The sequence below is a fragment of the Nonomuraea sp. NPDC050540 genome, from assembly GCF_044457485.1.
In the GTDB taxonomy this organism is placed as follows: domain Bacteria; phylum Actinomycetota; class Actinomycetes; order Streptosporangiales; family Streptosporangiaceae; genus Nonomuraea.
The window spans coordinates 498050-514787 of sequence record NZ_JBITHA010000006.1 but is presented as its reverse complement, the minus strand read 5'-3'; the positions used below and the strand labels follow the sequence as shown (position 1 = coordinate 514787).

The window sequence follows — 16738 nt, the reverse complement described above, 5'->3', positions numbered from 1 at the left end:
CGCGGACAACGAAGAGGGTACGGCGACGCTCCGCCGTACCCTCAAAGCGATTTATGACTATTTACCCGGATTCAAGTTACCCGGATTCCAGCCGAAGCTCGCGAACGATCTCCTCAGCGCTCACGTCCCGCGTGGGCCCGGAATAGGCCCCGAAGAACATCTCGTTGTAGGCGTGCCTGAAGCATCCCGCCAGCAGGAGGCGGGCGCTGGCATCGGGATCCGCCGCGGCGGTCACCCGGCCGATCCGCTGCTCGGCCCCGAGGTAGGCGGCCAGCGGCGCGATCTCGGCCAGCGGCCCGAGGCCGTTGTCGCGGATCGCCTCACGGAAGCGGACCGTCACGCTGGGCGAGGTGAAGGCGGGCAGCGCCGCCGACTGGATCTCGGCGTAGTAGTCGATCCCGGCCCGTGCGATGGGCAGCAGGTTGTCGTTGACGCGGCCCTTGCCGACCAGGTGCGAGAGGTCGTGCAGGATGCGCAGCCACAGGGGCAGGCGATCCTGGAGCAGGGCGAGGAAGTGGTCCACGGGCCCGCCGGTGCGGTCCTCGCGGAGCGAGACGGCCATCTCGAGTACGCGCCGCCTGGTGTCCTGACTTCTTTGGTGCGGATCTAGGTGGGGAGTCGCCATGGTTGGCCTAACGTGCGCAGTCACATGGGTAGGTTCGACGTGGCACCCGGCGATTTCGCCGTTGTTATGGAGCCGTGTTTCTCCTGGTTATGCAATTGTTGCCGGCTGGTGTTCCAACTGTGTACAAATGGCGCGGGTCACTGATTATTACCTGAAACCCGGGAGAAATATGGCAACAATGACCTGAGAATCAGCTGTCAGTATCGCGGTCGCGGCGCCGCAGATACCGCTCGAACTCCGCCGCGATGGCATCGCCACTGGCCTCGGGCAGCTCCGCGGCGTCCTTGCGCTCCTCCAGCTCCTTGACGTACTCGGCCACCTCGCTGTCCTGCGAGGCCAGCTCGTCCACGCCGTGCTCCCACGCGCGCGCCTCCTCGTCGAGCTCGCCGAGCGGCATGGAGATCTCCAGCACGTCCTCCAGGCGGCGCAGCAGCGCCAGCGTCGCCTTCGGGTTGGGCGGCTGGGCGACGTAGTGGGGCACCGAGGCCCACAGGGAGATCGCGCTCAGCCCGCCCAGCGCGAAGGCGTGCTGCAGCACCCCCACGATGCCCGTCGGGCCCTCGTAGCGGCTGAGCTCCAGGTTGAGCGAACGCGCCAGCCCCTCCTCGGAGGCGGTGCCCAGGATCGGCACGGGGCGGGTGTGCGGCGAGTCGTTGAGCAGGGCGCCCAGCATGACCGTCGTCTCGATGCCCAGCTCGCGGCAGACCTCGATGATCTCCTCGCAGAACGACTTCCAGCGCATGTTCGGCTCGATGCCGCGCAGCAGCACCACGTCGCGCTCGGACCCCGGCGGCCTGGCCAGCGAGAACCGCGTCGTCGGCCAGACGATGCGACGCTCGGCCCCGTCGGTCAGCTCCACCACCGGCCTGGTCACCTGGAAGTCGTAATAGTCTTCGGGATCGAGCTCGGTCAGCGGCTCCGCCTTCCAGGCGCTCTCCAGGTGGCTGATGACACCGCTGGAGGCCTCGCCCGCGTCGTTCCACCCCTCGAACGCGGCGATCAGCACCGGGTCGACGAGCTCGGGGAACCTTTCGAGCTCGATCACGTGTCGCCTCCTCCTTCGGCTGGCATTCGACTAAGCCTATGCGCTGAGGGGGGTCTCGCGTCACTGATCTCGTTGCGCCACGGGCGTACTGCCTGGTACGGGCGTCACCGCCCCGACGTGGTGCGCACGATGAGCACGTCGCACCCGGCCCGGTGCGAGACGCCGGAGGGCACCGATCCCAGCAGCCGCCCGGCCAGCGAGTTCAGCCCCCTGTTGCCCACCACGAGCAGTTCGGCCCGGTGCTCGCCGGCCAGCCTGACCAGCACGTCCACGGCCTCGCCCGCCTCGGCGGCCAGCACGACCTCCCCGGCCCCCGCGGCCACCGCGCTCTCGCGCGCCGCCCGCAGCGTGTCCTCGGCCGGCGTCGACCCGCTCACCTTGTACGCCAGCTCGCCCAGCCGGTCGGCGGCCGGGGCCCGCTCGCTCTCGCGCATCGGCAGGTAGGCGCAGGCCACCACCAGCCGGGCGCGGGTCGCCGCGGCCAGTTCTGCGGCGGCCGTGACGGCGCGCAGAGAGGAGGCCGAACCGTCGGTCCCGACGAGAATGGTCTGATAACGCACAGCGCCTCCTATTGGACGCTTTATTGAATATCTTCCCCGGCACCATAGCGCCTCGATCGCAGCCGATAAGCTGGGGCCCATGAGCGACTCCCCATCCTTCCGCGAAGTACTGTCCCAGCGCGTAATGGTCGCCGACGGGGCCATGGGGACGATGCTGCAGGCAGCCGATCCCACCCTCGAGGACTTCCTGGACCTCGAAGGGTGCAACGAGGTCCTCAACGTCACCCGGCCCGACATCGTGCAGAGCGTGCACGACGCCTACTTCGAGGTGGGCGTCGACTGCGTGGAGACCAACACCTTCGGCGCGAACCTCGCGGCGCTGGGCGAGTACGACATCCCCGAGCGTGTCTTCGAGTACTCGGAGGCCGGGGCGCGCATCGCGCGCGAGCGCGCCGATCACTGGTCCACGCCCGACCACCCGCGCTTCGTCCTCGGCTCCATGGGGCCGGGCACCAAGCTGCCGACGCTGGGGCACCTGCCGTACGAGAAGCTGCGCGACGCCTACATGGACAACGCGGCCGGTCTGATCTCCGGCGGCGCCGACGCGCTCATCATCGAGACCTGCCAGGACCTCCTCCAGGTCAAGGCGGCCGTCATCGGCGCCAAGCGAGCCGTGGCCGACTCCGGGCGCGACGTGCCGGTCATCGCCCAGGTCACCATCGAGACCAACGGCGCCATGCTGCTCGGCTCCGAGATCGGCGCGGCGCTCACCGCGATCGAACCCCTCGGCGTCGACGTCATCGGCCTCAACTGCGCCACCGGACCGGCCGAGATGAGCGAGCACCTGCGCTACCTCGCCCGCCACTCGCGTACCAGGCTGTCGTGCATGCCCAACGCGGGCCTGCCCGTGCTCACCTCCGACGGCGCCTACTACCCGCTCAGCGCGGAAGAGCTGTCCGACGCGCACGAGACGTTCACCCGCGACTACGGCCTGTCCCTGGTCGGCGGCTGCTGCGGCACCACCCCCGAGCACCTGCGCCAGGTCGTCGACCGCGTGCGCGGGCGCGAGGTGGTCAACCGCCGCCCCCACCCCGAGCCCGGCGCCTCCTCGCTCTACCAGACGGTCCCCTTCCGCCAGGACACCAGCTACCTGGCCATCGGCGAGCGCTGCAACACCAACGGCTCCAAGGCCTTCCGCGAGGCCATGCTCGAAGGCCGCTGGGACGACTGCGTCGAGACCGCCCGCGACCAGGCCCGCGGCGGCGCCCACATGCTCGACCTGTGCGTCGACTACGTCGGCCGCGACGGCGTGGCCGACATGAAGGAACTGGCCTTCCGCTTCGCCACCGCCTCCACGCTGCCGATCATGCTCGACTCCACCGAGCCCGAGGTCCTGCGGGCCGGCCTGGAGATGCTGGGCGGGCGCGCCGCCGTCAACTCCGTCAACTACGAGGACGGCGACGGCCCCGACTCCCGCTTCCAGAAGATCATGCGGCTGGTCAGCGAGCACGGCTCCGCCGTCGTCGCCCTGACCATCGACGAGGAGGGCCAGGCCCGCACCGCCGACTGGAAGGTGCGCGTCGCCAGCCGCCTCATCGACGACCTGACCGGCAACTGGGGCATGCGCGTCGAGGACATCATCGTCGACTGCCTGACCTTCCCCATCGCCACCGGCCAGGAGGAGACCCGCCGCGACGGCGTCGAGACCATCGAGGCCATCCGCGAGCTCAAGCGGCGCTACCCGGGCGTGCAGACGACGCTGGGCCTGTCGAACATCTCCTTCGGCCTCAACCCGGCCGCCCGCATCGTGCTCAACTCGGTCTTCCTCAACGAGTGCGTCAACGCCGGCCTCGACTCGGCCATCGTGCACGCCTCCAAGATCCTGCCGATGGCCCGCATCCCCGACGAGCAGCGCCAGGTCGCCCTCGACATGGTCTACGACCGCCGCCGCGAGGGCTACGACCCGCTGCAGCGCTACATGGACCTGTTCGAAGGCGTCGACGCCGCCGCGATGCGCCAGAGCAAGTCGGCCGAGCTCGCCGCCATGCCGCTGGGGGAGCGGCTCAAGCACCGCATCATCGACGGCGAGAAGAAGGGCCTGGAGGCCGACCTCGACGAGGCCCTCGGCCAGCGCCCCGCCCTGGAGATCATCAACGACACGCTGCTCGACGGGATGAAGACCGTCGGCGAGCTGTTCGGCTCCGGGCAGATGCAGCTGCCGTTCGTGCTGCAGTCGGCGGAGGTCATGAAGACCGCCGTCGCCCACCTCGAACCCCACATGGAGAAGGTCGAGGGCGAGACCAAGGGCCGCATCGTGCTGGCCACCGTCAAGGGCGACGTCCACGACATCGGCAAGAACCTCGTCGACATCATCCTGTCCAACAACGGCTACGAGGTCGTCAACCTCGGCATCAAGCAGCCGGTCAGCGCCATCCTGGAGGCCGCCGACGAGCAGAAGGCCGACGTCATCGGCATGTCCGGCCTGCTGGTCAAGTCGACCGTCATCATGAAGGAGAACCTCGAGGAGATGAACTCCCGCGGCATCTCCGAGCGCTACCCGGTGCTGCTCGGCGGCGCCGCCCTCACCCGCGCCTACGTCGAGCAGGACCTCGCCGAGCTCTTCCAGGGCGAGGTCCGCTACGCCCGTGACGCCTTCGAGGGCCTGCGCCTCATGGACTCCTTCATGGCCGTCAAGCGCGGCGTGGCGGGCGCGACGCTGCCGCCGCTGCGCGAGCGCCGCGTCAAGTCCGGCGCCACCCTGGTCCGCACACCCGTGGAGGCGCTGCCCGCCCGCTCCGACGTGGCCGCCGACAACCCGTTGCCGCGCTCGCCGTTCACCGGCGACCGCATCGTCAAGGGCATCTCGCTCGCCGAGTACTCCGCCTTCCTGGACGAGCGCGCGCTCTTCCTCGGCCAATGGGGACTCAAGCCCACCCGCGGCGGCGACGGACCCGGCTACGAGGAGCTCGTCGAGACCGAGGGCCGCCCGAGGCTGCGCATGTGGCTCGACCGCATGCAGACCGAGGGCCTGCTGGAGGCGGCGGTCGTCTACGGCTACTTCCCGTGCGTCAGCGACGGCGACTCGCTCATCATCCTCGACGACGCCGGAAACGAGCGCACCCGCTTCACCTTCCCGCGCCAGCGCCGCGACCGGCACCTGTGCCTGTCGGACTTCTTCCGCTCCAAGGACTCGGGCGAGGTCGACATGGTCGGCTTCCAGGTGGCCACGATGGGCGGCAAGATCTCCGAGGCCACCGCCGAACTGTTCGCCAAGGACGCCTACCGCGACTACCTCGAACTCCACGGCCTGTCCGTCCAGCTCACCGAGGCGCTCGCCGAGTACTGGCACGCCCGCGTCCGCTCCGAGTGGGGCATCGGGGGCGAGGAGTCGCTGGACGACATGCTCAAGGTCAACATCCAGGGCTGCCGCTACTCCTTCGGCTACCCCGCCTGCCCCAACCTCGAGGACCAGGTCCAGCTCTTCCAGCTGCTGGACCCGGAGCGCATCGGGGTGACCCTGTCGGAGGAGTTCCAGCTCCACCCCGAACAGGCCACCAGCGCCCTCGTCGCCCACCACCCGGAGGCGAAGTACTTCAACGTGTAGGCGCTCCAGGCCGCCGTGCGCCGGTTCGGGCGGGCCGCCTCGCGGTTCGTCCGGCCTGTTCTCCGTTACGGCAAGCCGGGCAGGCCACCGCCCGCCGTCGCGGGCGGGCCGCTCGGTCCGTGCGCCCGGCAGCCGGACACACGCCCCACCGCGACAAGGCACGCCCGGCCACCCGCCGTGGCCACCGGCCTGCCCGGCGCTCCGGCTCGGTCGTCTCGGTGAACAGGCGCGCGCCGTTACCCGCCGGCGAGCTCCCGCCCGGCCCGGGTCTTCGGGTCCGGGTCGCACGCGATCTGGACGCGGAGGGTTCTGGCGGGGGCTGGGAGGGTGCGGGGTTGGGCTATGGGGCCCGCTGGGAAGGTGCTACTTGAGGAGATAGGTGGTGCCAAGGCTGTTGGGGCGCTTCGTGGGACCCGGTCGACGGAGAATTTTCGGCGGCTGGGAATGTGGAGGCTCGGGGCGGCTGTTGAACTCTGCCCCTGGGCAGGGGTGACAACCGGACGGAACGGGGGATGGATGGACGCGGCGTTCTTCGACATGGACGGGCTTCTGGTCGACACCGAGAAGGTGTGGCTGCTGGTGGAGACCGACTGCATGGCCAGGCTCGGCGGCGAATGGAACCACGAGCACCAGACCCACCTCGTCGGCGGCTCCATGGAGCGCACCGTCGCCTACATGCTGGACGTGTCCGGCTCCTCGGTGCCCCCGCAGACCCTGCGCACCTGGATGATCGACGGCATGGTGGCCCGCCTCGCGGGCGGCGTCGACGTCATGCCCGGCGCCCTGGAACTGGTGGAGGCCCTGCGCGCCGAAGGCGTGCCGGTGGGGCTGGTCACCTCGTCGCTCAAGGAGATCGCCGAAGCCATCCTGGCCTTCGTGGGCCGTGACCGCTTCGACGTCATCATCACCGCCGACGACGTCGAACGCACCAAGCCCGACCCCGAGCCCTACCTGACCGCCGCGGGCCTGCTGGACGTCTCCCCGGCCCGCAGCGTGGTCCTGGAGGACTCCCCGAACGGCGTGGCGGCGGGAACGGCCGCGGGCTGCGCGGTGGTGGCGGTCCCCAGCCTCCTCCCCATAGAACCCGCCCCAGGCCGCCTGGTCGTGTCCTCCCTGTCACAGGTGACCACGGCCCACCTGCGCGACCTGGTCACGACCCACACCCCGGCACCCCGCCCCGTCTAACTCCACCGGACCCACCGGCATATGGGCCTCACCGGGCGTGCCTTGGCCGGCGCGTGCCCGTGGGCCCTTGGCGGGGTCGGGTCGTGCCTCGGGGTGGAGGCGTGTCTTTCGGCCCCCGGGCAGGGGCCGCGCCGCGTGTCTTGGGGCGGCGTTGCGGCGGGGACCCGTGGGCCCTCACCGGCGGCGCTTGACGGGCGCCCGCGCACGGCGGTGGGGCGGGTGTGCGGGGGCGGAGCCGTAAAGGAGAGGCAGAAAGACGGCGAAGCCGTCGGAGCGACATCAGCGCGCGCCGTCGGAGCGGCACAAGCGCGCGCTGTCGGGGTGACGCGAGCGTGCGCTGTCGGCGGAAGAAGAGATCGGCGGAACCTCCCCTAGGGGATGGGCCGTTCTTAGGGAGGAGGGGGCGGTGCGCGTGCGCGTGCCAGGATGGGTGTAACCGAGAGCTAGGGGATGTGGGCATGTTCGACACCATTTTGTGGCTGCCGGTCTGTGCCGGGGCCACCGGCCTGGGGCTGGTGCTGAGCTTCCTGGCCTGGCGGCGCAGGGGCGCCACCGCCGGGATCCGCGGGGTGGCGTGGTCGCTGCTGCCCATCGCCGCCTACCTGACCGGGGCCCATGCGCTGATCTGGGGGATCGTGGCGTCCGTGGTCGGGTTCGTGACCGGGCTGGTCGCGGGGATCATCAACCCGTTCGTGTGGGCGGGGGTCGGGCTGGCGGGGCTGGCGGTGGTGCTGTTCGTGGTCTCCGGCGTGATGCGCAAGCGCGGCGTCGGCGGGGCCACACCGAAGCAGCCCAAGCAGGCGAAGGTCAAGAGCGGGGTCAAGACGGGCGAGACGCCCGCCGCGCCGGCGGCTACGGCGCCGCAGGCCGTCAATCCGTCGCCCGCCCCCGCCAAGGGGCGGACAAAAGACGATGACTTCTCTGACATCGAGGAGATCCTGAAGCGCCGCGGTATCGGGTGAAATCAGTGCAATGTCACAGTTCCGAGACCCAACCGGAACTGCGTGTAGACAAACACGTCAAGATCAATACGAATGAGTTTCACGAGAATCACAGTTGAGCCACATAGCTGTCTGAGGGACTAGTCAGCGCAGCTCAGCGCATACATTCTGCACCCTGGGGCCGTGACATACGGTCCTGCAATCACGGCGGTCCCTGACCGGGCACCGCCGAACGGACGATGTCGTCTGCAACCCAGGGGGCCAGAAGTCAATGCGCACAACTTCTGGCATTGCGGGTGCGGGCGTGGGAGGGCGCGCATGACCGCACCGCTGGATGTTCCCGAGTCGGCGAAGGAAGCAGTTCCTGAAGCCGTGGTGACGGGCGTGGACCGCAAGGCGATCCAGGGCCGTTCACTTGGGCAGATCGCGTGGTTGCGCCTGAAGCGCGACAAGGTCGCCATGGTCGGCGCCGGCGTCATCATCTTCCTGATCCTGGTCGCGGTCTTCGCTCCGCTGATCGTGAAGTGGTTCGGGCACCCGCCGCTCGAGTTCCACCGCGACATGATCGACCAGGAGACCCAGATCCCCAAGGACCGGTTCGGCGGGATCAGCTGGGACTACCTCTTCGGCGTCGACCCGCAGTGGGGCCGCGACATCTTCAGCCGCGTCGTCTACGGCGCGCGCATCTCGCTGCTCATCGCCTTCCTGGCCACGCTGCTCTCGGTCGGCATCGGCACCATCCTCGGCGTCACGGCCGGCTTCTTCGGCGGCTGGGTCGACACCGTCATCAGCCGCCTCATGGACGTGTTCCTGGCCTTCCCGCTGCTGGTGTTCGCCATCGCCCTGGCCGGTGTGGTGCCCGACACGGCGTTCGGGCTCTCCGGCGACGCGTTGCGCGTCTCCCTGCTGATCTTCATCATCGGCTTCTTCAACTGGCCCTACATCGGGCGTATCGTCCGGGGCCAGACGCTCTCGCTGCGCGAGCGGGAGTTCGTCGACGCCGCCAGGAGCCTGGGGGCGCGCGGGCCGTACATCATCTTCCGTGAGGTCCTGCCCAACCTCGTGGCCCCGATCCTCATCTACTCGACGCTGCTGATCCCGTCGAACATCCTGTTCGAGGCGGCGCTGAGCTTCCTCGGTGTGGGCGTGCGCCCGCCGACCCCGACCTGGGGCGGCATGCTCTCCGACGCGGCGCGCATCTACACCGTCCCGCACTACGCGATCTTCCCGGGTCTCGCGATCTTCCTCACCGTGCTCGCCTTCAACCTCTTCGGAGACGGCCTGCGCGACGCGCTCGACCCGCGCGGCAACCGATGACCTGCCCGACCACCGCATGACCGACCACCGCAATTTCCTGGCTCCTACCTACAAGGGGTGTAGTAAGAGATGATGAAAAAGCCCGCTCTGGCGAAGGCCGCGCTCGTCGCGGCGCTCGCCATGGGCCTGGCGGCCTGTGGAGGCACCAGCACCCAGACGCCTCCCAAGGCCGGCGAGTCAGGCAAGCCCGCCGCCAAGGAGGAGTTCAACGCTGCTCTGACGGGGGTGTTCAACCCGTCCACGAAGAAGGGCGGCACCCTCAAGCTGGCGAACTCCGGTGACTGGGACTCCCTCGACCCGGCCGACACCTACTACGGCTACTCGTGGAACTTCATCCGGCTGTACGGCCGCGCCCTGATGTTCTTCCCCGGCAAGCCCGGGGCCGAGGGCGCCAAGCCGGTTCCGGACCTGGCGGCGGAGGCCGGCAAGCCGAGCGCCGACTTCAAGACCTGGACCTACACGCTGCGTGACGGCCTGAAGTACGAGGACGGCACCCCGATCGTGGCCAAGGACGTCGCGTACGCGGTGGCTCGCGCCTTCGACAAGGTGACCTTCCCCAACGGCCCCACCTACCTCAACGACATGCTGAACTGGCCCAAGGACTACAAGGGCCCGTACAAGTCGAAGGGCGCCGACTTCAGCTCCGCCGTCGAGGCCCCGGACGACAAGACCGTCGTCTTCCACCTCAAGGAGCCCTACTCCGGCTTCGACTACATCGTCCAGATGTCGCCGACGATCCCGGTCCCCGAGGCCAAGGACACCGGCGCGAAGTACCGCGAGCACGTGATCTCCTCCGGTCCGTACATGTTCGAGAAGAACGAGATCGGCAAGGGCTTCACGCTGGTCCGTAACCCGCACTGGAGCGAGGCCGTCGACCCGAACCGTCCGGCCCTGCCGGACAAGTACGAGGTCACGACGAACGTCAACGCCGACGACATGGACAACCGGGTCATCTCCGGTGACCTCCACGTCGCCATCGAGGGCACCGGTGTCCAGCCGGCCGCGCTGAGCAAGGTCCTGCCGGACCCGGCTCTGAAGGCTCGCGCCGACAACATCACCATCCAGCGCCTCTGGTACACCTCGATCAACCCGACGGTGAAGCCGTTCGACAACAAGGACTGCCGGATCGCCGTGCAGTACGCGATGGACAAGACCGGCTACGTCGCCGCCTACGGCGGCCCGACCGGTGGCGAGATCGCGACCAACCTGCTGCCGCCGACGATCCCCGGCGCCCAGAAGATCGACCTCTACCCCTCTCCCGAGGGCAAGGGCGACATCGCCAAGGCCAAGGAGCACCTGACCAAGTGCGGTCAGCCGAACGGCTTCGAGACCTCCGTCTCCTACCGCGCCGAGCGCCCCAAGGAGAAGGCGACCGCCGAGGCGATCAAGGACTCGCTGGCCCGGGCCGGCATCAACGTCACCATCAAGCCGTACCCGCTGAAGGACTACTTCTCCAGCTTCGCCGGCAAGCCCTCCTTCGTCGTGAAGGAGAACCTGGGCCTGGTCGTCAACGGCTGGGGCTCCGACTGGCCTGACGGCTACGGCTTCCTGCAGCAGATCACCGACAGCCGCGTCATCCGTGAGGGCGGCGGCTCGTCCAACACCTCGGTCCGCATCCCCGACGTGGACGCCATGCTCGACAAGGCGCGCGTCGAGGCCGACATCACCAAGCGTGAGCCGATGTGGGCGGAGATCGACAAGCGGGTCATGGAAGAGTCCGTCATCATGCCGGGCATCTGGGCCAAGTCGCTGCTCGTCCGCGGCAAGGGCGTGACCAACGTCCTCATCTCCGACGGCCAGCAGATGTACGACTACGTCGCGATGGGCGTCGAGTAGGTCCTCTTCCCGCAGTCAACGAGTAGTTAAAGGCAGGTGAAGGCCAGAGGTGGCCGCCGGGAGCGATCCTCCCGGCGGCCACCGGGCCGGGCACTGTGGTCACATACATCATCAGGCGTCTGATCGGCGCGCTGGTCATGCTCGGCATCGTCAGCATGGTCACCTTCGCGATCTTCTTCCTCGTGCCGCAACTCGCCGGCGCCACCCCCGAGGGCATGGCCAGCCGCTACGTCGGCCGCACCGCCACCGGGGAGACCGCCAAGCTCGCGGCGGAACGGCTCGGGTTCAACGACCCGCTGGTCGTCCAGTACGGGAGGTACGTCAAGGGCATCGTCGCCGGGGCGGAGTACGACTACGGCGCCGGTGTCGAGCAGTGCCCGCCGCCCTGCCTGGGCTACTCGTTCATCACGCAGCAGCCGGTGTTCCCCGACCTGATGAACCGGCTCCCGGTCACGTTGTCGCTCGCCCTGGGCGCCGCCGTCCTCTGGGTCGGCCTGGGAGTGGGCATCGGCGTGCTGTCGGCCTTGCGAAGAGGCAGCGTCTTCGACCGGACCGCGATGATCATCGCACTGGCCGGAGTCTCGCTGCCGATCTTCTTCACCGCGCTCATCGCGCTCCAGGTCTTCTCCTACGGAAACCCCTTCGCCTTCGCCGCCCAGGGCGGCACCTACACCACCATCCAGGACTCCCTGCCCCTCTGGGCCTACGCGCTGCTCCTGCCATGGGTGACGCTGGCCTTCCAGTTCGCCGCCGGGTACGCGCGCCTGACTCGGGCCGGAATGCTGGAGACCATGAACGAGGACTACATCCGCACCGCCAGGGCCAAGGGCCTGAAGGAACGCAGAGTGGTCGTCAAACACGGGCTGCGCGGGGCGCTGACCCCCATCATCACGATCTTCGGTCTCGACTTCGGCCTGCTCATCGGCGGCGCCGTACTGACGGAGAGCGCCTTCTCCCTCAACGGGCTCGGCAAGTACGCCATCCAGGCCATCACCGACCAGGACCTGCCCAAGGTCATGGGCGTGACCCTGCTGGCCGCTCTCTTCGTGGTCACCGCCAACCTGATCGTCGACCTGCTCTACGCGGTCGTGGACCCGAGAGTGAGGCTGTCGTGACCTTTCTGGAACTGAAGGACCTCAAGGTCCACTTCCCGACCGACGACGGCCTGGTCAAGTCGGTGGACGGCCTGTCGTTCAGCCTTGAGCGCGGCAAGACGCTCGGCATCGTGGGCGAGTCCGGCTCCGGCAAGTCCGTCACCAGCCTCGGCATCCTCGGCCTGCACAAGGGCGGCCGGGCCAAGATCTCCGGCGAGATCTGGCTCGACGGCGAGGAGCTCGTCTCCGCCACGCCCGAGCACGTACGCCGGCTGCGCGGCAAGAAGATGGCGATGATCTTCCAGGATCCGCTGTCGGCCATGCACCCGTACTACACGGTCGGCGACCAGATCATCGAGGCGTACCGCATCCACCACGACGTGTCGAAGTCGGTCGCCCGCAAGCACGCCATCGACATGCTCGGCCGCGTCGGCATCCCGACCCCGGGCAAGCGCGTCGACGACTACCCGCACCTGTTCTCCGGCGGCATGCGCCAGCGCGCCATGATCGCGATGGCGCTGTCGTGCGACCCGGAACTGCTCATCGCCGACGAGCCGACCACCGCGCTCGACGTGACCGTGCAGGCGCAGATCCTCGACCTCATGCGCGAGCTTCAGACGGAGTTCAACTCCGCGCTGATCATCATCACCCACGACCTGGGCGTCGTCGCCGAACTGTCCGACGACATCCTGGTGATGTACGGCGGAAAGTGCATCGAGTACGGCGCCGCCGAAGACATCTTCTACCGTCCCGAGCACCCCTACACATGGGGTCTACTGGGATCGATGCCGCGGCTGGACCGCGAGCGCACCGAACGGCTGCTGCCGATCAAGGGCTCGCCGCCTTCGCTCATCAACGTGCCCGACGGCTGCGCGTTCCACCCGCGCTGCCCCTACGCCGACCGGACCGAGGGCAAGTCCAACACCGAGGTCCCGGCCCTGCTCGAAACCGAGGGCGGGCACATGGTGCGCTGCCACATGGCCAAGACCGAGCGGCGCACGCTGTGGGAGAATGAGATCAAGCCAGTGCTGGAGACCCAGTGAGCGAAAACGAGCCGCTGCTGTCCGTTCGGGACCTGCAGAAGCACTTCCCCGTGACCAAGGGCCTGTTCAAGCGGCAGGTCGGCGCGGTCAAGGCCGTCGACGGGATCTCCTTCGACGTCTTCAAGGGTGAGACGCTGGGCCTGGTCGGCGAGTCCGGCTGCGGCAAGTCCACCACCGGCCGCCTCGTCACCCGCCTCCTGGAGCCCACGGGCGGCCAGGTCGTCTTCGAGGGCCAGGACATCACCCACATGGCGCAGGGCCGGCTCCGGCCGCTCCGCCGCGACATGCAGATGATCTTCCAGGACCCGTACTCCTCCCTGAACCCCCGGCACACGGTCGGCGCCATCGTCGGCGCGCCGTTCCGCATCCAGGGGATCAACACCGAGGGCGGCGTCAAGAAGGCGGTCCAGGAGATCCTGGAGCTGGTCGGCCTCAACCCCGAGCACTACAACCGCTACCCGCACGAGTTCTCCGGCGGCCAGCGCCAGCGCATCGGCATCGCCCGCACGCTCGCGCTCAAGCCCAAGCTGATCATCGCCGACGAGCCCGTCTCGGCCCTGGACGTCTCCATCCAGGCCCAGGTCGTCAACCTTCTGGAAGACCTGCAGAACGAGCTCGACCTGACGTACGTGGTCATCGCCCACGACCTGTCGGTGGTCCGCCACATCAGCGACCGGGTCGCGGTCATGTACCTCGGCAAGATCGTCGAGATCGCCGACCGCAAGCGGCTCTACAGCTCGCCCATGCACCCGTACACCAACGCGCTGCTGTCGGCGGTGCCGGTGCCGGACCCGAAGAACCGCAAGGACCGCGAGCGCATCCGGCTGACCGGTGACGTCCCCAGCCCGCTGAACCCGCCGCCCGCGTGCCGCTTCCACACGCGCTGCTGGAAGGCGCAGGAGATCTGCAAGACGGTGGAGCCACCGCTCGAGGAACTGTCCAGCGGCCACCGCGTCGCCTGCCACTTCCCCGAGAACGCCGTCGCCCCGGCGCCGTCGTTGACCGCTGCGCCCTGATCGCCGTTCGTTTCCAGGTCGCGCCCGCCGTCGCCGCGGCGGGCGCGGTGCTCTCCGCCGCGGCTTCTTCCGTTACGGCGTGTTTTCCGTCACGGCGTGTTTTCCGTTACGGCAAGCCACCCACACGCCCCCCGCCGACGTGGGCGCGCGCCCGTGCGAGGTCGCCCGGCAGTCTGACGTGGTCCTCGCCGCTACGGCGATCCGTGGGCCGGGCACCGCTGCCCAGCTCGCCACCGCACCACGCGCCGACCTCCACCGCGCGGCTCCCCGCCGCGCGGCGCGCCCCTGGCTGTCGCCCACGCGAAACCCAGCGCCCTTCAGGGGCAGGCAGCCCCGGGCTCGCCCAACGCGCCGAGCGGCTAGGACAGGGCGCCCGGGGTGATCAGGCCGGTTTCGTAGGCCAGGACCACGGCCTGGACGCGGTCGCGCAGGCCGAGCTTGGTCAGGACGTTGCCCACGTGCGTCTTGACCGTGGTCTCGCTCACCACCAGCTTGGCCGCGATCTCCGCGTTGGACATGCCCTTGGCGATGAGCTTGAGCACCTCCAGCTCCCGCTCCGTCAGCCGGTCCAGCCGCGCCGGAGTGCTCTCCTGGTAGGCGGAGGGCAGCTTGGCCGCGAACCGGTCCAGCAGGCGCCGCGTCACACTCGGCGCCACGATCGCGTCGCCGTCGGCCACGACCCGGATCGCCTGCACGAGCTCGTCCGGCGGTACGTCCTTGAGCAGGAACCCCGAGGCCCCGGCCCGCAACGCCTCCACGATGTACTCGTCCAGGTCGAACGTCGTCAGCACCAGCACCTTCGGCACATGCGCCCCGGACGCCGCCTCGCGCACGATGCGCCGCGTGGCCTCGATGCCGTCGACGCCGGGCATCCGGATGTCCATCAGCACCACGTCGGGCAGCAGCGCCCTGGTCTGTTCCTGCGCGTCCTTGCCGTCGCCGGCCTGGCCCACCACCGTGATGTCGGGCTCGGCCTCGAGAATCAGGCGGAAACCGGTACGCAGCAGCGGCTGGTCGTCCACCAGCAGCACTCTGATCGTCATCTTCCGTCCTTCAGCGGGAACCTCGCCCGCACCTCGAAACCGCCCCCCGGCCGAGGACCGATGCTCAGGATTCCACCATAAAGCGCCACCCGCTCGCGAATCCCCACCAAGCCATGCCCCGGCCGCGCCGCCACTCCGGCCGCGCCCCGGCCGTCGTCGGCGACCCGCACGTCCAGTTCGCGCGGCTCGTGCCGTACGGTCACCACGGCCTCGGCACCCGGCCCGGCGTGCCGCAAACTGTTGGTCAAACCCTCCTGAACCAGCCGATAGGCCGCCAGCTCAATCCCCGCGGGAACAGGCGTCTCGTGCCCCTCGACCGTCAGCCGCGTCGCCAGCCCCGCCTCGCGCATCTGCTCCACCAGTGCCGGCAACGCCGACATCCCGGGCTGCGGCCCCAGCTCGGCCGGCGAGCCGGCGCGCAGCACGCCCACGATGTCGCGCATCTCCGCCATCGCCTTGCGCCCGGTGTGCTCGACCGCCGACAGCGCCTCGCTGGCCAGTTCGGGATCGGACAGCAGCACCTTGCGCGCCGCCGCGGCCTGCACCGTCATCACGCTCACATGGTGCGCGATCACGTCGTGCAGCTCACGCGCGATCCGCGAGCGCTCCTCGGCGCGCGCCGCCCGCGTGTCGGCCTCCCTGGCCCGCTCCAGCCGCGCCGCCCGGTCCTTGAGCTCCTCGAAGTACGCCCGCCGCAGCCGGATGGCCCGGCCCACTCCCCAGGCGCCGGCCAGGAGCACCACGACGACGAGATGGTCCGCCCAGGTCAGCGCGTCGAGCGGGCTGAGCAGCGCGCCCGTGGCATAGACCAGCACGGCGAACATCAGCGCCGCCAGCGCCACCGCCAGCCCGCGCCTGGCCGCCACCGAGTACAGCAGCACCAGCCCGGCCACGCTGGCCAGGCCCATGCTGTAGCCGAGCGCGTTGAACAGGGTGTCAGGGACCGCGCTCGCCAGCAGCGCCCCGACCGGCCACTGCCGCCGGACGGCCAGCGGCACCGCCGTCAGCACGACCAGCGCCCCGCCCACCAGATCCGGCGACCGTACCGCGCCGGGGGGCTGGCCCGGCTGGGACAGGAGGTCGGCGGCGTCGTAGAGGAGAAACAACGCGAGCGAGCCCGCGGCCAGCACCACGGCAAGGACCGTGTCGCGAAACAGGGCTCGATCGTTGCGCACGAATTCACTGTAGGCCCAGCTCAAGCCGTGACTCCTCCTACCTTGGGAGGAATCCGCCCTCCTCACCACCCCAGCTCTCGGCGCGAACCACTCCCACAACGAACCGCCCCCGCCGGGCCGGCTCGGACGAGCGCGCGAGTGACATGGGCGCTCGGGGGGGCGCTGTGCGAGCCGAGCCCGCCGGACCGGGCCATTGACGCGCCGCCCACGTCGTGCGCGGGCCTGGAGCCCCGGGCACACGGCGGAGGCACTCGCGGGCAGAGCCGTGACGCTCCACCGACCACCGAGGCCGTCACGCCCGTGGCGCGCCCCGG

General features: G+C 69.5%; 13 protein-coding genes. 8 read left to right on the top strand and 5 right to left on the bottom strand.

What is annotated here, in order from left to right:
• Nucleotides 1-76: 76 nt before the first annotated feature.
• From ACIBI5_RS23550 to ACIBI5_RS23540, 3 genes are all read right to left on the bottom strand, one after another.
• Nucleotides 77-562 carry a hypothetical protein gene (locus ACIBI5_RS23550; RefSeq protein ID WP_379622212.1) on the bottom strand — a complete coding sequence of 162 codons (486 nt, stop codon included), beginning with the start codon at nt 560-562 and terminating at the stop codon, nt 77-79.
• Between the two features lie 253 nt (nt 563-815).
• Complete coding sequence (locus ACIBI5_RS23545; protein WP_397250046.1) at nt 816-1670, bottom strand: PAC2 family protein; 855 nt, start codon at nt 1668-1670, stop codon at nt 816-818.
• A gap of 104 nt (nt 1671-1774) precedes the next feature.
• Entirely contained in the window at nt 1775-2230 is a 456-nt protein-coding gene (locus tag ACIBI5_RS23540) for a universal stress protein (protein ID WP_397250044.1), read from the bottom strand.
• 79 nt (nt 2231-2309) lie between these two features.
• Here ACIBI5_RS23540 and metH point away from each other — a divergent pair, with 79 nt between their 5' ends.
• The 8 genes from metH to ACIBI5_RS23500 all read left to right on the top strand — a co-directional run bounded on the left by metH (nt 2310) and on the right by ACIBI5_RS23500 (nt 14206).
• Nucleotides 2310-5774, top strand: coding sequence for a methionine synthase (gene metH, locus ACIBI5_RS23535; protein WP_397250042.1), 3465 nt, complete (start codon nt 2310-2312; stop codon nt 5772-5774).
• A 516-nt stretch (nt 5775-6290) separates the two neighbouring features.
• Nucleotides 6291-6959, top strand: coding sequence for an HAD family hydrolase (locus ACIBI5_RS23530; RefSeq protein WP_397250040.1), 669 nt, complete (start codon nt 6291-6293; stop codon nt 6957-6959).
• A 458-nt stretch (nt 6960-7417) separates the two neighbouring features.
• Entirely contained in the window at nt 7418-7921 is a 504-nt protein-coding gene (locus ACIBI5_RS23525) for a cellulose synthase (protein WP_397250038.1), read from the top strand.
• 297 nt (nt 7922-8218) lie between these two features.
• Nucleotides 8219-9217, top strand: coding sequence for an ABC transporter permease (locus ACIBI5_RS23520; protein WP_397250036.1), 999 nt, complete (start codon nt 8219-8221; stop codon nt 9215-9217).
• 69 nt (nt 9218-9286) lie between these two features.
• Nucleotides 9287-11053, top strand: coding sequence for an ABC transporter substrate-binding protein (locus tag ACIBI5_RS23515; RefSeq protein ID WP_397250034.1), 1767 nt, complete (start codon nt 9287-9289; stop codon nt 11051-11053).
• Between the two features lie 95 nt (nt 11054-11148).
• The gene (locus ACIBI5_RS23510; RefSeq protein WP_397250032.1) at nt 11149-12168 is read left to right on the top strand and encodes an ABC transporter permease; all 1020 of its coding nucleotides are present in this window, start codon (nt 11149-11151) and stop codon (nt 12166-12168) included.
• A complete protein-coding gene (locus ACIBI5_RS23505) occupies nt 12165-13190 on the top strand; it encodes an ABC transporter ATP-binding protein (protein WP_397250030.1) in 1026 nt (341 codons plus the stop codon). Before ACIBI5_RS23510 ends, ACIBI5_RS23505 begins: the two co-directional genes overlap by 4 nt.
• On the top strand, nt 13187-14206 hold the full coding sequence (locus ACIBI5_RS23500) for an ABC transporter ATP-binding protein (RefSeq protein WP_397250028.1): 1020 nt from the start codon (nt 13187-13189) through the stop codon (nt 14204-14206). Before ACIBI5_RS23505 ends, ACIBI5_RS23500 begins: the two co-directional genes overlap by 4 nt.
• Before the next feature lie 359 nt (nt 14207-14565).
• Here ACIBI5_RS23500 and ACIBI5_RS23495 read toward each other — a convergent pair whose 3' ends face one another.
• Both ACIBI5_RS23495 and ACIBI5_RS23490 read right to left on the bottom strand, forming a co-directional pair.
• A complete protein-coding gene (locus ACIBI5_RS23495) occupies nt 14566-15249 on the bottom strand; it encodes a response regulator (RefSeq protein ID WP_379622191.1) in 684 nt (227 codons plus the stop codon).
• Complete coding sequence (locus tag ACIBI5_RS23490; protein ID WP_397250026.1) at nt 15246-16424, bottom strand: histidine kinase; 1179 nt, start codon at nt 16422-16424, stop codon at nt 15246-15248. The genes ACIBI5_RS23495 and ACIBI5_RS23490 overlap by 4 nt, the downstream gene beginning before the upstream one ends.
• Nucleotides 16425-16738 lie beyond the last annotated feature (314 nt).

Coding starts and splice junctions, on each gene's coding strand:
- ACIBI5_RS23550 (WP_379622212.1), bottom strand. CDS start 562: ATGGCCGTCTCGCTCCGCGAGGACCGCACCGGCGGGCCCGTGGACCAC.
- ACIBI5_RS23515 (WP_397250034.1), top strand. CDS start 9,287: ATGATGAAAAAGCCCGCTCTGGCGAAGGCCGCGCTCGTCGCGGCGCTC.
- ACIBI5_RS23525 (WP_397250038.1), top strand. CDS start 7,418: ATGTTCGACACCATTTTGTGGCTGCCGGTCTGTGCCGGGGCCACCGGC.
- metH (WP_397250042.1), top strand. CDS start 2,310: ATGAGCGACTCCCCATCCTTCCGCGAAGTACTGTCCCAGCGCGTAATG.
- ACIBI5_RS23520 (WP_397250036.1), top strand. CDS start 8,219: ATGACCGCACCGCTGGATGTTCCCGAGTCGGCGAAGGAAGCAGTTCCT.
- ACIBI5_RS23530 (WP_397250040.1), top strand. CDS start 6,291: ATGGACGCGGCGTTCTTCGACATGGACGGGCTTCTGGTCGACACCGAG.
- ACIBI5_RS23495 (WP_379622191.1), bottom strand. CDS start 15,249: ATGACGATCAGAGTGCTGCTGGTGGACGACCAGCCGCTGCTGCGTACC.